The following is a 15,264-nucleotide window of genomic DNA, read 5'->3' on the forward strand; positions in this document are numbered from 1 at the left end:
GTCCGTCCGGATGATGCGTTGCGCGAAGCCATCGATGGAGCCCTTGAACGGTTGCGAAACGACGGCACGATCGACCGGATCTACGGCCACTACGGGGTCGTGCTGCAGGCGCCGAAATAGCTGCATTGCTCAAATGAGCGGCGTCGTCCCGGTCCAACCTGGACGACGCCGCTGGTCTGCGCAATATCGGCTATGGCTTTGGCCTACGCCGCCGCCTTCTTCCGGGCCTGCTCGGCCTTGTACAGCTCGAACTCCTCCGCGATCGCCTTGGCGATCGAGGGCCGTGCGCGCAGGCGGTCGTAATAGGCCTTCAGGTTCGGCCATTTCGCGAGCTCGATCGGCGGCGTCGCCATGGTCCAGTTGATGACCGTGACGAGGTAGGCGTCGGCGACGCTGAAATGATCGAGCAGGAAGTCGCGGCCTTTCAGGTAGGTGTCGAGATAGTCGAGCCGCGACAGGTTCTTCTCCAGCACATAGGCTTTCACCTCCTGCGGCGCCTTGCGGTCGAGCACGGGCACGAACAGGCCCTTGTGCAGCTCGGTGCCGATGAAGCAGAGCCATTGATGCAGGCGGGTGCGGTCGATGCCCGGTCGCGTGCCGATGCCGGATTCCGGGAAACGGTCGGCGACGTATTGCAGGATCGCCGCGTTCTCGGTCAGCACCGCGCCCTCGTCGGTGCGCAGCGTCGGCACGAGGCCGATCGGGTTGACGGCGCGGAAGTCGGAGCCGTCGTTCAGCACTGTCTTGGTCGGCGGATCGACTTCGAGATAATTCGCCTCGGCGCCGGCTTCATACAGCGCGACGCGGGTCGCCATCGAACAGGCGAGCGGCGAGAAATAAACATCCATCTGTAGCCTCCTTGGCAATTCCCTTGTGGTGTCGCTCAACCTGGCCAGATTGATTTTTGTAYTGTCCTGTATAATATTGGGGTGGTCAAGGATTATTTTGCGAGATGGTACAAAAATCAAAGGGACCGCCCGAAGCGGCATCCGAGCAGCCCAAGCGCCGCGGCCGCCCGCGCGCCTACGAGCCCGACGTCGCGCTCGGCAAGGCGCTCGACCTGTTCCGCACCCAGGGTTTCGCTGCGACCTCGCTCGACGATCTCAGCGAAGCGACGGGCATGAACCGGCCGAGCCTCTATGGCGCCTTCGGCGACAAGCGTGAGCTCTACATCAAGAGCTACCAGCGCTACCGCGAGGACGCGCGCGCCTCGATGGTCGCGATCTTTCGCGAGGAGATGCCGGTGCGGCAGAGGCTGGAACGCATCTTCGCGTCCGCGCTGAACATCTATCTCTCCGGCGAGACCGGTCCGCGCGGCTGTTTCACGGTGGTCACCGCGGCGTCCGAAGCCGTCAGCGATCCCGACATCCGCGCCATGGTGCTCGATGGGCTCACCGAACTCGACAAGGCCTTTGCCAGTTGCTTCCGCCGCGCCAGGGAGAAGGGCGAGTTGCCGGAGAGTTCGGATCCGGCGGTGCTGGCGCAACTCGCGTCAGCCACCGTGCACACCATCGCCATCCGCTCCCGCGCCCGCGTGTCGCGCAAGGAATTGGAGGCGATCGTGAAGGGGGCGATCGATGTGATGGTGGGAGTCAAATCCTGAGCCGTCGTCCTGGCCTAGTGCGCAATTGCGCACGGGGGCCGGGACCCACCGCGGAAGCTATCGATTGTAGTTGATCGCAGTACCGAACTGCGATCCTCCGCCAAACTATGTCCTGTGGTTATGGGTCCCGGCCTTCGCCGGGACGACACGGAGTTTGTGGCGCGCGCTAGCCAGGACGACACCTTCAGGGTGGCGCGAGAAGCGCCCGCTACGCCGCGCGGATATGCGCGAGGAAGCGGTCGACTTCATCCCGCAGCCGCTGCGACTGTTTCGACAGCTCGACGGCCGAGCCCAGCACTTCCTCCGCCGCCGTGCCGGTGGCGGCGATGCCGTCGGTGACGCCGGCGATGTTTTGCGAGACCTCGCCGGTGCGCGCGGCCGCCTGCTGGACGTTCTGCGCGATCTCCTGGGTCGCCGTGCCCTGCTGGCCGACGGCGGCGGCAATCGCGGCCGAGATTTCGTCGACCTGCTGGATCGTCGCGCAGATCGACTGGATGCCCTCCACGGCGCCACTGGTCTCGCCCTGCACGGCCGTGACCTGCGCGCCGATCTCCTCGGTTGCCTTGGCGGTCTGGGTTGCCAGCGCCTTCACTTCGGAGGCGACGACGGCGAAGCCGCGGCCGGCCTCACCCGCGCGCGCCGCCTCGATGGTTGCGTTGAGCGCGAGCAGGTTGGTCTGGCCTGCGATGCTGCTGATGAAGGAGACGACGTCGCCGATCTTCTGCGCCGCCTCGGCCAGGCTCTGCACGCGTGCATTGGACTGCCGTCCGTCGCTCGCGGCCTTGCCCACCACCTCGGTCGCATGCGCCAGCCGCCGGCTGATCTCGGTCATCGACGACGACAGCTGTTCGGCGGCGGCCGCGACCGTCTGCACGTTCTCCGAGGCGAGCGCCGAGGCCGATGACACCGTGCGCGTCTGCTGGCGTGACTGCTCGACGATGGCCGACATCGAGCGCGCCGTGTGCTCCATCTCGACCGCGGCCGCTGACACCGTGGTGACGACGTCACGGATGCTGGCCTCGAAATTGTCGGCGAGCGCGGCGAAGGCGCGCCGCTTCTCCGCTTCGGACTGCGCCTTGGCCTCCAGCTGCTCGGCCTGAAGCTTGCTGAAATTCAGCGCATTGTCGCGGAACACCGCAACCGCCTTCACCATCGCGCCGACCTCGTCATTCGCCTTGCTGGCGGGGATGGCGACGTCGAGCCGACCGTCCGCAAGCTCGCGCATCACCGAGGTGATGGACAGGATCGGGCGCGAAATGCTCCGCGCAATCAGATAGCCGACGATCGCCGCGAGCACGAGCCCGAGCGCGGCGATGCCGATCGAAAGCCACCAGGCGCGGTCGGCGGAGGCCTCGTAGTCGGCATTGTCCATCACCAGCTCGACCGCGCCGAGCGGCTTGCCGGAAAAGTCCTTGATCGGTCCGAGCAGCACGGCGACCGGCGTGCTCTCCAGCTTGGCCCGCCGCACCGTGATGCCGCCCTCGGTGGCGCGGCCGTATTCGGCCGCCTCGAAGAAGCTCTTGCCCTTCAGCGTGCCGCCGAACAGCTTGAAGCTGCCGCCGTCGGAAAGATGGAAGGCGACGTCGACATGGTGGTTGGTCTTGAAGTCGTCGAGGAAGGGCTGGCCGAAGGTCAGGCCGAACTCGACGCTGCCGAGATGCTTGCCGGCTTGCGCGATCGGCACCACGCCGCGAATGCCGAGCCCGGCCACGCCGCCCTCGAGGCCGACCACGACCCGGCGCTCCTGGTTGGCGACGACGACGGTCTTGCGGAAGCCCGAGAGGTCGTCGCCGAATTTTGCCGGCTGGTGCACGCGCAGGAACGAGGACGCCGGAGGCACGTGGAATTGGAACTGATCGACGCCGTAGTCCGACTTGATGGCGGCGAACACCGGCCCGAACAGCCGCACCAGGGCCTCGCGGTCCTGCTTCGCCATCGCCTCCTGCGTCGCCGGCATCGCGGCGACCACGGCGCTCATCGCGGCGGCGCGTTGCGATTCCTCGGCGATGCGCGATTGCAGGGCGTCGTAATGGCTGCGCAGCTCGCGCTGGTCGGCGCGGTCGATGATGCCTGCGATGATCCACATCGCGCCCAGCACGGCAAACAGCGCGGTCGCCGCCGCCGTCACCGCCAGCGCAACCGTGATCCGCATCCTGAGGCCGAGCGTCGTCCGCATGTCCGACTCGTTCTTTGAGCGTTGGTTAAGAACGACTATCAACTTCTCGCTAAGAGAGGGTGAACGGGGGCGGCTGCCGGGGTGGTTGTGGGGGGCCGGGCTGCCCGCCAAAACAAAGCTGTCGTCCTGGCGAAAGCCAGGACCGATACCGCGGAATCTATCGATGGTAGTCGGTCGCAGTACCGAACTACGATCCTCCGCCAAATGCCGCCCTGTGGCTATGGGTCCCGGCCTTCGCCGGGACGACAGCGGGGTGTGTGGAGCTAGCGAGCCCTAATACCCCCGGGTCCGATCCACCACGTTCTCCAGCACGCCGCCCGCCTCGAACCTTGCGATCTGTTCGGCGACATAGGCCGAGATTGCTTCCGCGTCGGTGTCGGCCGCGTTGTGCGGCGTCAGCACCACCTTCGGGTGGGTCCAGAACCGGCTGTCCCTTGGCTGCGGCTCCTGCACGAAGACGTCGAGCGAGACGGCGCCCAGCGTGCCGTCATCGAGGCAAGCTAGAATGTCGGCCTCGTTCTGAAGGCCGCCGCGGCCGGCATTGATCACGACGGGTGCGCCGAGCGGGCTCGTGCGGTTGAGTTTTGTGAAGACGTCGCGGTTGAGGATGCCGTGCGTATCAGGCGTCAGCGGCAACAGGCTGACCAGGATATCGGTCGTGCGCAGGAACGCATCCATTCCTGCCGTGCCATGGAAGCACGCGACGCCCTCGATCGCGCGTGGGCTGCGGCTCCAGCCCGTGACGCGGAAGCCGAGCCGCCGCAGCACGTCGGCCGCGTCGGCGCCAAGCGTGCCAAGTCCCATGACGCCAACCGTCACCGCGCTCGCCGGCCACTGATAGGTCGGCTCCCAGCGCTTCTCGCGCTGCGACTGCCGCAGATAGAGCTCCTGGCGGTGGTGCATCAGCACGTGCAGCACGACATATTCGGTCATGCGGTTGGTCAGGTCGGGCACGGCGACGCGGACCAGCGGCACATCGGGCAGGCTCTTGTCCGCCATCAACGCGTCGACGCCCGCGCCCAGATTGAAGATCGCACGCAGATTGGGAAAGGCGCCAAGGTCGCCCGGCACCGGCTTCCATACCGCGGCATAGTGCACCTCCGCCGGATCGAGCCCGGCATCGGGCAGCAGCACCACGCGGCGGCCGCCGCAGACCGAATCGAAACGGGCCTTCCAGCGCTGCGGCAGCCAGTTCTGCTGCGTGCTGTTGATCAGGACGGCCAGTGTGCCTTTGGTCATTCGAAGTGCCTCGTCGGGTTCCGCTTGAGAAGGCCCTCCTTGGCACGATCTGTCGGATTTTTCTTGCAATTTTTTTCCGCAGCCCTGTCGGGGCGGGGCATAGTGGATCGTCTTTAAAACACGAGTTACGGAAGGTCCTGCCCATGCTTTATGCGATCCTTTGCTATCATGACGAGGACTTCGTCGCCTCCTGGAGCAAGGACCAGGACGAGGCCGTGATGAAGAAGCTCGCCGTGGTGCAGGAGAAGCTCACGCAGCAGGGGCGGCTCGGCCCGGTGGCGCGGCTGCTGCCGACCACCGCGGCGGCGACCCTGCGCAAGGAAGATCCGCCGCTGGTGCTCGATGGCCCCTATGCCGAGACCAAGGAGCAGTTGCTCGGCTTCTACATCGTCGATTGCAAGAACCTCGACGACGCGCTCGACGTCGCGCGCGATCTTGGTGCGGCCAATCCCGGCGGCGCCTATGAGGTGCGTCCCGTCGGCGTGTTCAGGCCCGGAGGAAGTCTGACGTGAGCGAGGCCGATACCGCCTGGATCGAGACCGCGCTGACCTCGGCGCGACCCCAGGCGGTCGGCGCACTGCTGCGCTATTTCCGCGATCTCGATACCGCCGAGGAGGCGTTCCAGAATGCCTGCCTGCGCGCGCTGAAGACCTGGCCACAGAACGGGCCGCCGCGCGACCCGGCGGCCTGGCTGATCATGGTCGGCCGCAACGTCGCGATCGACGAAGTCCGGCGTGCCCGCAAGCAGCAACCGCTGCCCGAGGACGACCAGGCGATCTCCGATCTCGACGACGCGGAAGGTGCGCTTGCCGAGCGGCTCGACGGCTCGCACTATCGCGACGACATCCTGCGGCTGATGTTCATCTGCTGCCATCCGCAACTGCCGGCGACGCAGCAGATCGCGCTCGCCCTGCGGATCGTATCGGGCCTGACGGTGAAACAGATCGCGCGCGCCTTCCTGGTCTCGGATGCGGCGATGGAGCAGCGCATCACGCGCGCCAAGGCCAAGGTCGCGGACGCCGGCGTGCCGTTCGAGGCGCCGGGCCCGGTCGAGCGCGCCGAGCGGCTCGCCGGTGTTGCGGCGATGATCTACCTGATCTTCAACGAGGGTTATTCAGCGAGCGGCGATACCGCGGAGCTACGCAAGCCGCTGTGCGAGGAGGCGATCCGGCTGGCGCGGCTGTTGCTGCGGCTGTTCCAGAGCGAGCCGGAGATCATGGGGCTGGCGGCGCTGTTGCTGTTGCAGCATGCGCGCAGCAACGCGCGCTTTGCCGAAGACGGCACGCTCATTCTCCTCGATGACCAGGACCGTTCGCAGTGGAACGGCACCATGATCGCGGAGGGCCTTGCCTTGATCGACAAGGCGATGCGCCATCGCCGCAGCGGGCCCTACCAGATCCAGGCGGCAATCGCCGCGCTGCATGCGCGCGCCGCGACGCCGGCGGAAACCGACTGGGCGCAGATCGACCTGCTCTATGGCGCGCTCGAGGTGGTGCAGCCCTCGCCGGTGGTGACGCTCAACCGCGCGGTGGCGGTCTCCAAGGTGCGCGGACCGCAGGCCGCGCTCGACTTGATCGAGCCGCTGGCGCCGAAACTCGCCAACTACTTCCATTTCTACGGCGTGCGCGGCGCCTTCCTAATGCAGCTCGGCCGCAACGACGAAGCCCGCATCGCCTTCGACCGCGCCATCGCCCTCGCCAACACCTCGGCCGAGGCCGCCCATATTCGCATGCATCTCGATCGCCTGATCCGGGACAGCCAGCCGAAGGGCGCCAACGGCGGCGCCAGGCAGGGCGCGAAGGTGAAATGACGGCTTGCCGTCATTCCGGGGSGGTCCGCAGGACCGAACCCGGAATCTCGAGATTCCGGTCTGGTCCTTCGGACCATCCCGGAATGACGAGCCAAAAAATCTCATTCCGTCTTGTCGGCCTCAGCCTCCTCCCTTCGTCTTAATCCCGTATCCAGGGAGCTACCTATGCTGAAAGCCATTGCCATCATCGCCCTCGTGCTCGCGGTCGGACTTGCGGGCGTCCTCGTCTTCGCGTTGACGAAACCCGACACCTTCCGCGTCGAGCGCTCGCTCGCCGTGAAGGCGCCGGCCGATGCCATCTATCCGGTGGTCGCCGACTTCCGCTTCTGGACCAACTGGTCGCCCTATGAGAACCGCGACCCCGCCATGAAGCGGACCTTCGGCGGAAGCGCGCGGGGCAAGGGCGCGACCTATGCCTGGGACGGGAACAACAATGTCGGCGCCGGCCACATGGAGATCCTCGAGGCGAGCACGCCGTCGAAGCTCCGCATCAAGCTCGATTTCGAGCGCCCCTTCGAAGGCCACAACACCGCCGAGTTCACCTTTGTGCCGCAAGGCGATGCCACACTGGTCACATGGGCGATGTATGGTCCGGCTCCGTTCATGTCCAAGCTGATGCAGGTCTTCATGAACATGGACAGCATGATCGGCAAGGACTTCGAGGCCGGCCTCGCCAGCCTGAAGAAGCTCACCGAGAAATGACGCGGTTCACGCCCAAGGAAGGAAAAGGAGAGAAACGATGCTCAATCCCTATCTGTTCTATCAGGACACCTGCGAAGCGGCGTTCAACTTCTACGCCAAGACGCTCGGCGGCAAGATCGATGCGATGATGCGGTCCTCGGACGCGCCGCCGGACATGCCGGCCGCGCCGGGCCGCGAGAAGATGATCATGCACGCGCGGCTGTCGCTGCCCGACGGCAGCGTGCTGATGGCCTCCGACGTGCCGGCCGAGCACTTTCACAAGCCGCAGGGCTTTTCGATCTCGTTCACGGTCACGGACCCCGCGGACGGTGAGCGCAAGTTCAACGCGCTCGCCGACGGCGGCTCGGTCACCATGCCCTACAGCAAGACGTTCTGGGCCAAGGGCTTTGGCATGTGCGTCGACAAGTTCGGCATTCCCTGGATGGTGAACTGCCCGGCGGAAGGAATGTGACCGGCGCGACCGCCTGAATGCACAAGCGGAGATCCCCCTCCCTCCGTGATTGCGGGGGAGGGGCACGTCGTCACCTCATACGCGCCGATCGGCCGCGCGCGTTCTCAACGGACCGATCCCGTCACGTCCTCGCTCGGCGGCGCTGACGGAACGCAGCGAGGGCAGATCACGAGCTTGGTGCCGAGCTGCCTGTCATTCTCCGCTTCGATCTCGTCATGGACCACCCACCATGCATCGGAGTAGGGGCGCAACGTGCCGAGCACTCTTTCCCGTTCCTGATTGGGATCACCCGCGACGGGGGCTTGATTCGTTGCGCGACGCTTCGTGATGGAGGGCCGGTTCGGATCCTGGCCGAGGCCATCCCATGCGATCGGGCGGCGCTCCTGCGCCGGTGCGACTGTGCATCCCGTGATCGCTGCGCAAAAAGTGAGCAGGACGAAGCCGTATCGCATCATGCCGGACCTTCAGTGCGGTACGCGACACGCAAAAATCCGCGTGGGAAACTTTGCATCGCGTCGGTTAAATGGAACTTAAGGGAAACGAGGTGGCCGGCATGGCCGAGTATCGAATCTTGCTTCGCAAGACTTTGCGAGAGCAGTGAGGCCGCATCGTGAAAAGGTGCGGACCGCATCGCACAACAACTGGCGCAATATTAGGCTGTGAACTCCGCGTCAGAATCGTTAATTGTGGTTCATAATTTCTACAAACCAGGGTGGGCGTGACTTGGAAGGGGAGCGACCGATGGCGGCGGCGCTGCAAATCAATTTTGCTCTTTGGGGAATGCTGATCTGCGCAAGCGTGAAGCTGGCGCCGTTGATTCAGACTCTCCTTTAAAAGAACAGCCAGTTTGTGACGGTCATGGCTCCCTCTGCGAGCACGTAGAGCCAGCCGACGGTTGCGATCGCGCTCGCCGACAGAAACGTCAGGGCGAAGGCATGTTCGCTCGCTTTGCGTGAAGGTGATGACGGCGTTTGCCCATCGGCGAGTCCGTCGTTGCCGATGATGGCCATGAACGCCTCCGCAGAGATCGAGTCGTGGCGTTAGATATGCCAAGCCAACTTGGCGTTAGTATGACGCTGTTCGCAGATGCAGCACATTTCCGCCGACGCTGCGCGTCGCGTCAACTCACCAGCAACGCGATGAGCGTGAAGCTGACGCTTGCGACGACAATCATGGGAACAATGTAGTTGCGCGGTCGCAGTGTCCGCGCTGGCGGCCTTCGCCGGCGCGGCGGCTCGGCTGCCTGCCATGCGGGCTGTGATGGCGCGCGCGAAGCCGGCACGCCCGAGCCAATATACTTCACATAGAGCTCGAGCAGGCGCAGCTCGGACGGAAGGTCCATCAGACCCTCGCGGTCGCGCTGCGACAGCAGTTCGAATTCGAGGGTTTCTTCGAAGCTCAGCTGGCCAAGGACAATGCGTCCCTGATCCGACAGGCGGTAGCGGAAATCGAGGGGCTGCATGGCAAGCGACCCGGGTGAAAATGAACGATCTTGAAAAAACGCGACCATCGTATTCTGCGACCACTGCTGAGATGTGACGGTCCCGCTTCGCGAGCCCCGAGAGAGCCTCAGTCTGGCCGCGATCATCATAGTCGGTCGTGAAAAAGCCGGAAACCGCGTAAATTGGGCAGGCGTTGCGAAGCGCTTGAGCGGAATCGGCGTCCGGAGCGGCGGGATTTCCGGGAAATGCCTAATCGCCGGACACCGGCGCGTTGATCCAGGTCACGCTGCTGCGGACCGTCGAATCGTCACCGGCAGCGCGGATAGATCGCGGCGAGATCGCGGCCCTTCAACAGAAGCAATCGCGACGAGAGACCGCCGTGGCGGCTGATCCAGTCGCGCACCGGGCCGGGATAGGCTCGCAGCACTGCTTCGGATGCTTCCGGTTCGGCGTAAAAGCGCCCGCGCCGGTCGACCGAGCGCGCTGCATGGAAGCCGAGCACGGCGCGTTTCGTGACACAGATGCGCTCGTCCGGCACGATGCTCAGCACCAGCGTGCAGGCGGACAGGCAGGGACCGTCGATCACCACGCGCTCGCCGCTCTCGCGCACCCTCTCGAACAGGTCGAGGAACGGCCCGACCTGTCCGCCCGGTGACTGGATGATGCGGATTTCGGCGGAAGCGGGCGCGGCGGCGAAGAGTGCTGATGCCAGCATCCAGACTTTCATGAAGGAGACGCGTCGCATGGTACTCTCCGCACATTCGATGCCGTAGGGTGGGCAAAGCCACCGGGTCGCGCGAATGTGCGCCCGATGACAGGCTCCGCGTGCCCACCAATAGCACCGCAAATCCGGAGAGATTGTGGGCACGGCGCGTCGCGCCTTTGCCCACCCTACCAGGTTCACCCGTTCCGCCGCTGCCCGCGCAGCGTCGGCAGACCGATGCCCGACGCATCGAAGCCGCCATCGACGGCCAAAATTTGGCCGGTGATGTAGCTCGATCGATCCGAGCACAGGAAGAAGATCGCTTCCGCGAGTTCCTCTTCCAGGCCGTAGCGGTTGAGTGGAATGGCATCGTGATAGTCGGCGCGGATCTCCGGGGTGTGCACCTGCTTGGCCATCGCGGTGTCGACCGGCCCCGGCGCCACCGCATTGACGCGGATGTTGAGAGACGCGAGCTCGACCGCGAGCTGCTTGGTCAGATGCGCGAGCCCGGCCTTGCTGGTGCCGTAGGCCGAGCGCAAGGTCGAGGCGCGCACCGCCGAGATCGAGGTGATATTGACGATGGCGCCGCCGCTGCCGTCGCGCATCAACGGCACCGCCGCCTTGGTGCAGAGGAGCGGGCCGGTGAGGTTGACCTCGAGCACGCGACGCCAGTCGGCGTCCGACGTCTCCATCAGCGGCGCGAACACGGCAATTCCGGCATTGTTGACGAGTGCATCGAGCCGGCCGAACTGCCGCCCGATCGCCTTGATCGCGGCGCCGACCGCGGCCACGTCCGAGACGTCGCAGGTCAGCGCCAGCGTCGCCTCGTTTTGGTCGATCTCGGCGACCGCGCGGCCGAGCAATTCGCCCTCGATGTCCAGCAGCGCCACCCGCCAGCCCTCGGCCAGAAATTTCCTGGCGGTCGCAAGCCCGATGCCACGTGCGGCGCCGGTGACGAGGGCGACTTTTTGCGGGTCTTGCGGCATCTGCTGATCTATCCTGTGTCCGGGAGGTCGGTTGCGCGAGCGCCGGCTCCTTTTACTGCCTTTTCGTTCTGGCAAGAAAGGCCTTCAGACCATGCCGATCGATCCCGACGCGATCCCGCGCGAGGAATGGCGGCCAGGTGTGACGACGCGCATGGTGACGTCGGCGCGCAACGGCGCATCCGCGCTCTGYATCTTCGAGCAATGGGTCGATCCCGGCGCCGGCGCGCCGACACACAGCCACCCGGTCGAGGAGGTGCTGACGGTGCGCGCGGGCGAAGCCGAGATGTGGATCGAGGACGAGCATGTCGCGGTCACGGCGGGCCAGTCGCTGCTGGTTCCCGCCGGCTGCAAGCACGGCTTTCGCAATTCGGGCACGGCGACGCTGCACGTCCATGCCGTGCTGGCGTCGCCGGTGTTCGAGGCGTTGCCGGAAGGGGCAAGCCAGTTGACGCGGCGGTGGGAGCGGTAGGTTTGCACGGACCTCGGCGCTGGAACGCGGAGGGCGCAATGAATGCAACTGCCGTAAGGGTTACATCGGCCCGTTGAACAATGTGAACCACGCGAACAAGCAGCTCGGCTCCGAAACTTCGCGCAGTAACAGTTATGTCTTTCACAGTGCGATCATTCTGAATCCATATGCATGGCGATGGGCGAAGCGCTACGCTTACTGGTGCGACAAAAAAGACGTCGGACGGTGCACGCCAATTCGCGCCGGAAGTTATGTCGGTATCAGTGCGGCTGATGCGTCTTGCAATGGAGTCCAGGAGAGATGCGATGATGCCCGACGACCGCGAGCGCCTGATTCGAAGCCTGTTCGCCGCCTATCTCGCCAACGACCGGCATGGGGTCAGCGATGCGCTGGCCGACGATTTCCGCTTCACCAGCCCGTTCGACGACGACCTCGACAAGGCGAGCTATTTCGAACGCTGCTGGCGGGATACCGGCTGGGTCGCGCGCCACGACATCGAACGCATCTTCGTCCGGGGCGACGAGGCCTTCGTCACCTACCATTGCCTGGCAACAGATGGCAGGAGTTTTCGCAACACCGAGTTTTTCACCTTCGCCGGCGGCAAGGTCCGCCGCATCGAGGTCTATTTCGGCGCCGCCTTCCAGGACGGCCGGTTCCTGCCGCAGCCGCGCTGACGCGTTGGGAACGCTGACGCGTTGGGAACAATGACCTCCGAAATAATTTCCGCGCCCCTGTCGGTATCGTAGAACCTCGCTCGTCTTACAGGGGAGCACAGGCCGGATCGGCCCCCCTCAAGTGAATGTCAGGGAGCACATCGATGCGTTTCATGGTGATCGTCAAGGCAAACCAGGACACCGAGGCCGGCAAGATGCCGAGCACGGAGATGCTGGCGGCGATGGGCAAGTTCAACGAGGAAATGGCCAAGGCCGGCGTGATCGAGGCGGGCGAGGGCCTGCATCCGACGGTGAAGGGCGCGCGCGTCAAATATTCGGCGACCGAACCCGGCGTCACCCGCGGCCCGTTCGCTCTCTCCCCCGACCTGATCGCCGGCTTCTGGCTGATCAAGACCGGTTCGCTGGACGAGGCGATCGGCTGGATGAAGCGCGCGCCGTTCGATCCCGGCTCCGAGATCGAGATCCGCCAGGTGTTCGCGGCCGAGGACTTTGGCGAAGCCTTCACGCCCGAACTGCGCGAGCAGGAAGAGCGTACGCGCGCATATGCGGCGAAGAAGTAGACGCGAGGACTTGCCATGCGATTCATGATGCTGATGATCCCGCTCGGCTACGAGACCGCGCCGCCGGACGTTCAACTCGATCCCGAACGCGTTGCCGCGATGATGCGCTACAACGAGGCGCTGAAGGATGCCGGCGTGCTGATCACACTCGACGGCCTGCATCCGCCGTCGATGGGCGCGCGCGTCACGTTTGCGACCGGCGTGCCGATCGTGACCGACGGCCCCTTTGCCGAAGCCAAGGAAGTTCTCGGCGGCTACTGGATGATCGAGGTCGCCTCGCGCGAGGAGGCGATCGCCTGGGCGAAGCAGTGCCCGGCCTCCGCCAATGAAGTCATCGAGATCCGGCAGGTGCAGGAGATGGCCGACTTTCCGCCGGAGGTGCAGGAGGCCGCCGCCGGCTTCGACGACCTGAAGAAGTAGCCGAGACGGCCGCGGATCAAGTCGCGGCTTCGTCAATCCATCATCCATCAACAAAGGAGAGAACCAATGAGCACCGATACCTATCTCGCCGTCTTCCTCGGCAGCAAGACCAGCCCGAATTGGGCCGCATGGAACGCGATGTCCGAGACCGAGCGGAAGGCGAAGGAGCTGGAGGGCATCGCGGCCTGGAAAGGCTGGGTCGAGAAGCATCAAGGCGCGATCCAGGCCATGGGCGGCCCTCTCGGCAAGACCAAGAAGGTCGACGGCAAGGGGGTCGCCGACATCGCCAACGAGATGGGCGCCTTCACCGTGGTCCGCGCAGCCTCCCATGAAGCCGCAGCCAAGATGTTCGAGAACCACCCGCACTTCGCGATCTTCCCCGGCGAACGCGTCGAGATCATGCCGGTGCTGCCGATTCCCGGCGGCTAGGCACGTACATCGTCATTCCGGGGCGCCCGAAGGGCGAACCCGGAATCCAGAGGTTTTGGCGCGAGATTGCGGGTGCGATGCTGGCGCATCGCCCCGGAATGACAGTGAAAATACGGGTTCACCAAATCCGGCCTGCGCTAGTGACCTTCACGCGCGGCTCATGTAAAAGCCGTTCACATGAGCTGGCGCAAGGAGACGCGCCGCGCCGAGCGCGGCTATCACCACGGCAATCTGAAAGAAGCCCTGTTGCAGGCGGCACTCGGGCTGATCGCCGAGAAGGGTGCGGCCGGCTTCACCTTTGCCGATGCCGCGCGCATGGCCGGCGTCAGCGCGGCGGCACCGTACCGGCATTTCCGCGACCGTGACGAGCTGCTGTCCTCGATCGCCCAGCGCGGCTTCGAACAGTTCGAGTCTCGCCTGACCGCGGCCTGGGACGACGGGCGTCCAGATACGGTCACGGCGTTCGAACGGGTCGGCAGGGCCTATCTCGCCTTCGCCCGCGAGGAGCCGGCGTTCTACAACGCGATGTTCGAATCGGGCCTGCCGGTCGATGCCAATCCGGCGCTTCAGGCGGCGAGCGAACGCGCCTTCAACATCATTCGCGCCGCGGCCGAACGGCTTGCGGCGCTCGCGCCGCCCGGTACGCCGCGTCCGCCGGCGATGATGATGGCGCTGCACATCTGGTCGATGGCGCACGGTGTGGCATCGCTGTTCTCGCGCGGCGACGCCGCGCGGCGAAAACTGCCGATGTCGCCGGATGAGCTGCTCGAGGCCGAGGTGCTGATCTATCTGCGCGGGCTCGGCTTCCCGACCGACCGGCGTCCGCCGGCGAAAAGCGCCGAGCCGCCGCCGGTGCCACCGGAGGCTTCCTCCGGTTCCGGCGTGCCTCCCGGCGGTCCCTGGGGCAAGCCGAAATAAAGTTGCGCAAATAATTTGGCGACCCTGTCAGGCGGCTGGCTTGACAAAATCGCGGGATAAGCTAGCTATGTAAATGTTATTTACATTCACAACGGCGCAGATGCCGTCATGGAGATGGGAAATGGCCTACACCGCTGATGTCAATCGATGGCGCGGCCCCTCGGACCAACACTATGAGCGCCCCCATATGCTCGACACGCCCTGGCATCCCGGCTGGATCGCCGTGACCATCCTCGGCTTCATCATCTGGTGGCCGATCGGACTCGCCCTTCTCTTTTTCACACTCGGGAGCAGAAAAATGGGTTGCTGGAGCCACCAGGATCGCTGGCAGAACAAGATGGAGCGGATGCAGTACAAGATGGACCGCATGCGCGGCCGCATGGAGCGCCGCGGCTTCGGCTTTGGCTTCGGTCCGCCCACGAGCGGCAACCGCGCCTTCGACGAATACCGCACCGAGACACTGCAGCGGCTCGAGGAAGAGCAGATCGAGTTCAGGAATTTCCTCGATCGTCTGCGTCACGCCAAGGACAAGGAAGAGTTCGACCAGTTCATGGCGCAGCACAAGACCCGTCCGACCCCGCCGCCGAACGATCAGCCGCCGCAGGGCTGATACGGAGGCCGAGACCTCTCAAAGCCTTCAGGCACATGCCTCCAAAGCCCTGATGGCCCCGAGCCGCCCGCC

The 15,264-nt window shown here is 65.1% G+C and carries 20 protein-coding genes and 1 pseudogene; 13 read left to right on the top strand and 8 right to left on the bottom strand.

The genetic code is table 11. The annotated features are described in order from the left end of the window. A pseudogene (locus ACXJL8_RS16480) lies at window positions 1-120 on the top strand (ABC transporter substrate-binding protein); the annotation flags it as partial. Between the two features lie 83 nt (window positions 121-203). Here ACXJL8_RS16480 and ACXJL8_RS16485 read toward each other — a convergent pair. Continuing rightward, a complete protein-coding gene (locus ACXJL8_RS16485) occupies window positions 204-848 on the bottom strand; it encodes a glutathione binding-like protein (protein WP_456620640.1) in 645 nt (214 codons plus the stop codon). A 104-nt stretch (window positions 849-952) separates the two neighbouring features. Between ACXJL8_RS16485 and ACXJL8_RS16490 the strand changes: the two genes are divergently transcribed. Continuing rightward, complete coding sequence (locus ACXJL8_RS16490) at window positions 953-1,603, top strand: TetR/AcrR family transcriptional regulator (protein WP_456620639.1); 651 nt, start codon at window positions 953-955, stop codon at window positions 1,601-1,603. Between the two features lie 208 nt (window positions 1,604-1,811). Here ACXJL8_RS16490 and ACXJL8_RS16495 read toward each other — a convergent pair whose 3' ends face one another. Both ACXJL8_RS16495 and ACXJL8_RS16500 read right to left on the bottom strand, forming a co-directional pair. Beyond that, a complete protein-coding gene (locus ACXJL8_RS16495) occupies window positions 1,812-3,779 on the bottom strand; it encodes a cache domain-containing protein (RefSeq protein WP_456620638.1) in 1,968 nt (655 codons plus the stop codon). A gap of 273 nt (window positions 3,780-4,052) precedes the next feature. Next, window positions 4,053-5,018, bottom strand: a complete 966-nt coding sequence (locus ACXJL8_RS16500) for a 2-hydroxyacid dehydrogenase (RefSeq protein WP_456620637.1) — start codon at window positions 5,016-5,018, stop codon at window positions 4,053-4,055. Window positions 5,019-5,161: 143 nt separating this feature from the next. Between ACXJL8_RS16500 and ACXJL8_RS16505 the strand changes: the two genes are divergently transcribed. The 4 genes from ACXJL8_RS16505 (at window position 5,162) to ACXJL8_RS16520 (ending at window position 7,981) form a co-directional block, all read left to right on the top strand. Continuing rightward, a complete protein-coding gene (locus ACXJL8_RS16505; protein ID WP_456620636.1) occupies window positions 5,162-5,530 on the top strand; it encodes a YciI family protein in 369 nt (122 codons plus the stop codon). Beyond that, window positions 5,527-6,828 carry an RNA polymerase sigma factor gene (locus tag ACXJL8_RS16510; RefSeq protein WP_456685243.1) on the top strand — a complete coding sequence of 434 codons (1,302 nt, stop codon included), beginning with the start codon at window positions 5,527-5,529 and terminating at the stop codon, window positions 6,826-6,828. Before ACXJL8_RS16505 ends, ACXJL8_RS16510 begins: the two co-directional genes overlap by 4 nt. Before the next feature lie 165 nt (window positions 6,829-6,993). After that, window positions 6,994-7,530, top strand: a complete 537-nt coding sequence (gene kdpF, locus ACXJL8_RS16515) for a K(+)-transporting ATPase subunit F (RefSeq protein ID WP_456620231.1) — start codon at window positions 6,994-6,996, stop codon at window positions 7,528-7,530. A 37-nt stretch (window positions 7,531-7,567) separates the two neighbouring features. Next, window positions 7,568-7,981 (top strand): VOC family protein, encoded by a 414-nt coding sequence (locus ACXJL8_RS16520; protein WP_456620232.1) that lies wholly within the window; start codon window positions 7,568-7,570, stop codon window positions 7,979-7,981. A gap of 104 nt (window positions 7,982-8,085) precedes the next feature. Here the strand turns inward: ACXJL8_RS16520 and ACXJL8_RS16525 are convergent, their stop codons facing one another. The 5 genes from ACXJL8_RS16525 to ACXJL8_RS16545 form a co-directional block, all read right to left on the bottom strand. Further along, window positions 8,086-8,436, bottom strand: coding sequence for a hypothetical protein (locus ACXJL8_RS16525; protein ID WP_456620233.1), 351 nt, complete (start codon window positions 8,434-8,436; stop codon window positions 8,086-8,088). A 375-nt stretch (window positions 8,437-8,811) separates the two neighbouring features. Then, window positions 8,812-8,991 carry a hypothetical protein gene (locus tag ACXJL8_RS16530; RefSeq protein ID WP_456620234.1) on the bottom strand — a complete coding sequence of 60 codons (180 nt, stop codon included), beginning with the start codon at window positions 8,989-8,991 and terminating at the stop codon, window positions 8,812-8,814. Window positions 8,992-9,101: 110 nt separating this feature from the next. Further along, window positions 9,102-9,491 carry a hypothetical protein gene (locus ACXJL8_RS16535; RefSeq protein WP_456620235.1) on the bottom strand — a complete coding sequence of 130 codons (390 nt, stop codon included), beginning with the start codon at window positions 9,489-9,491 and terminating at the stop codon, window positions 9,102-9,104. Between the two features lie 239 nt (window positions 9,492-9,730). Next, on the bottom strand, window positions 9,731-10,150 hold the full coding sequence (locus tag ACXJL8_RS16540) for a hypothetical protein (protein WP_456620360.1): 420 nt from the start codon (window positions 10,148-10,150) through the stop codon (window positions 9,731-9,733). 173 nt (window positions 10,151-10,323) lie between these two features. Further along, a complete protein-coding gene (locus tag ACXJL8_RS16545; RefSeq protein WP_456620236.1) occupies window positions 10,324-11,112 on the bottom strand; it encodes an SDR family NAD(P)-dependent oxidoreductase in 789 nt (262 codons plus the stop codon). Between the two features lie 91 nt (window positions 11,113-11,203). Between ACXJL8_RS16545 and ACXJL8_RS16550 the strand changes: the two genes are divergently transcribed. The 7 genes from ACXJL8_RS16550 to ACXJL8_RS16580 all read left to right on the top strand — a co-directional run bounded on the left by ACXJL8_RS16550 (window position 11,204) and on the right by ACXJL8_RS16580 (window position 15,192). Continuing rightward, entirely contained in the window at window positions 11,204-11,581 is a 378-nt protein-coding gene (locus tag ACXJL8_RS16550) for a cupin domain-containing protein (protein WP_456620237.1), read from the top strand. 308 nt (window positions 11,582-11,889) lie between these two features. Further along, window positions 11,890-12,255: a nuclear transport factor 2 family protein gene (locus tag ACXJL8_RS16555; protein ID WP_456620361.1), complete on the top strand. Its 366-nt coding sequence runs from the start codon at window positions 11,890-11,892 to the stop codon at window positions 12,253-12,255. 143 nt (window positions 12,256-12,398) lie between these two features. Then, entirely contained in the window at window positions 12,399-12,815 is a 417-nt protein-coding gene (locus ACXJL8_RS16560) for a YciI family protein (protein ID WP_456620238.1), read from the top strand. Between the two features lie 15 nt (window positions 12,816-12,830). After that, window positions 12,831-13,235: a YciI family protein gene (locus tag ACXJL8_RS16565; protein WP_456620239.1), complete on the top strand. Its 405-nt coding sequence runs from the start codon at window positions 12,831-12,833 to the stop codon at window positions 13,233-13,235. A gap of 66 nt (window positions 13,236-13,301) precedes the next feature. Beyond that, a complete protein-coding gene (locus tag ACXJL8_RS16570; RefSeq protein ID WP_456620240.1) occupies window positions 13,302-13,664 on the top strand; it encodes a hypothetical protein in 363 nt (120 codons plus the stop codon). 177 nt (window positions 13,665-13,841) lie between these two features. Next, a complete protein-coding gene (locus ACXJL8_RS16575; protein ID WP_456620241.1) occupies window positions 13,842-14,582 on the top strand; it encodes a TetR/AcrR family transcriptional regulator in 741 nt (246 codons plus the stop codon). Between the two features lie 121 nt (window positions 14,583-14,703). Further along, on the top strand, window positions 14,704-15,192 hold the full coding sequence (locus ACXJL8_RS16580) for a DUF2852 domain-containing protein (protein WP_456620242.1): 489 nt from the start codon (window positions 14,704-14,706) through the stop codon (window positions 15,190-15,192). The last annotated feature ends 72 nt before the right edge of the window (window positions 15,193-15,264 follow it).

It is taken from the genome of Bradyrhizobium sp. P5_C11_2, from assembly GCF_054049755.1.

Coding starts and splice junctions, on each gene's coding strand:
- ACXJL8_RS16575 (WP_456620241.1), top strand. CDS start 13,842: ATGAGCTGGCGCAAGGAGACGCGCCGCGCCGAGCGCGGCTATCACCAC.
- ACXJL8_RS16485 (WP_456620640.1), bottom strand. CDS start 848: ATGGATGTTTATTTCTCGCCGCTCGCCTGTTCGATGGCGACCCGCGTC.
- kdpF (WP_456620231.1), top strand. CDS start 6,994: ATGCTGAAAGCCATTGCCATCATCGCCCTCGTGCTCGCGGTCGGACTT.
- ACXJL8_RS16495 (WP_456620638.1), bottom strand. CDS start 3,779: ATGCGGACGACGCTCGGCCTCAGGATGCGGATCACGGTTGCGCTGGCG.
- ACXJL8_RS16535 (WP_456620235.1), bottom strand. CDS start 9,491: ATGGTCGCGTTTTTTCAAGATCGTTCATTTTCACCCGGGTCGCTTGCC.
- ACXJL8_RS16560 (WP_456620238.1), top strand. CDS start 12,399: ATGCGTTTCATGGTGATCGTCAAGGCAAACCAGGACACCGAGGCCGGC.
- ACXJL8_RS16565 (WP_456620239.1), top strand. CDS start 12,831: ATGCGATTCATGATGCTGATGATCCCGCTCGGCTACGAGACCGCGCCG.
- ACXJL8_RS16505 (WP_456620636.1), top strand. CDS start 5,162: ATGCTTTATGCGATCCTTTGCTATCATGACGAGGACTTCGTCGCCTCC.
- ACXJL8_RS16545 (WP_456620236.1), bottom strand. CDS start 11,112: ATGCCGCAAGACCCGCAAAAAGTCGCCCTCGTCACCGGCGCCGCACGT.
- ACXJL8_RS16540 (WP_456620360.1), bottom strand. CDS start 10,150: ATGAAAGTCTGGATGCTGGCATCAGCACTCTTCGCCGCCGCGCCCGCT.
- ACXJL8_RS16490 (WP_456620639.1), top strand. CDS start 953: ATGGTACAAAAATCAAAGGGACCGCCCGAAGCGGCATCCGAGCAGCCC.
- ACXJL8_RS16525 (WP_456620233.1), bottom strand. CDS start 8,436: ATGATGCGATACGGCTTCGTCCTGCTCACTTTTTGCGCAGCGATCACG.
- ACXJL8_RS16500 (WP_456620637.1), bottom strand. CDS start 5,018: ATGACCAAAGGCACACTGGCCGTCCTGATCAACAGCACGCAGCAGAAC.
- ACXJL8_RS16555 (WP_456620361.1), top strand. CDS start 11,890: ATGCCCGACGACCGCGAGCGCCTGATTCGAAGCCTGTTCGCCGCCTAT.
- ACXJL8_RS16570 (WP_456620240.1), top strand. CDS start 13,302: ATGAGCACCGATACCTATCTCGCCGTCTTCCTCGGCAGCAAGACCAGC.
- ACXJL8_RS16580 (WP_456620242.1), top strand. CDS start 14,704: ATGGCCTACACCGCTGATGTCAATCGATGGCGCGGCCCCTCGGACCAA.
- ACXJL8_RS16530 (WP_456620234.1), bottom strand. CDS start 8,991: ATGGCCATCATCGGCAACGACGGACTCGCCGATGGGCAAACGCCGTCA.
- ACXJL8_RS16520 (WP_456620232.1), top strand. CDS start 7,568: ATGCTCAATCCCTATCTGTTCTATCAGGACACCTGCGAAGCGGCGTTC.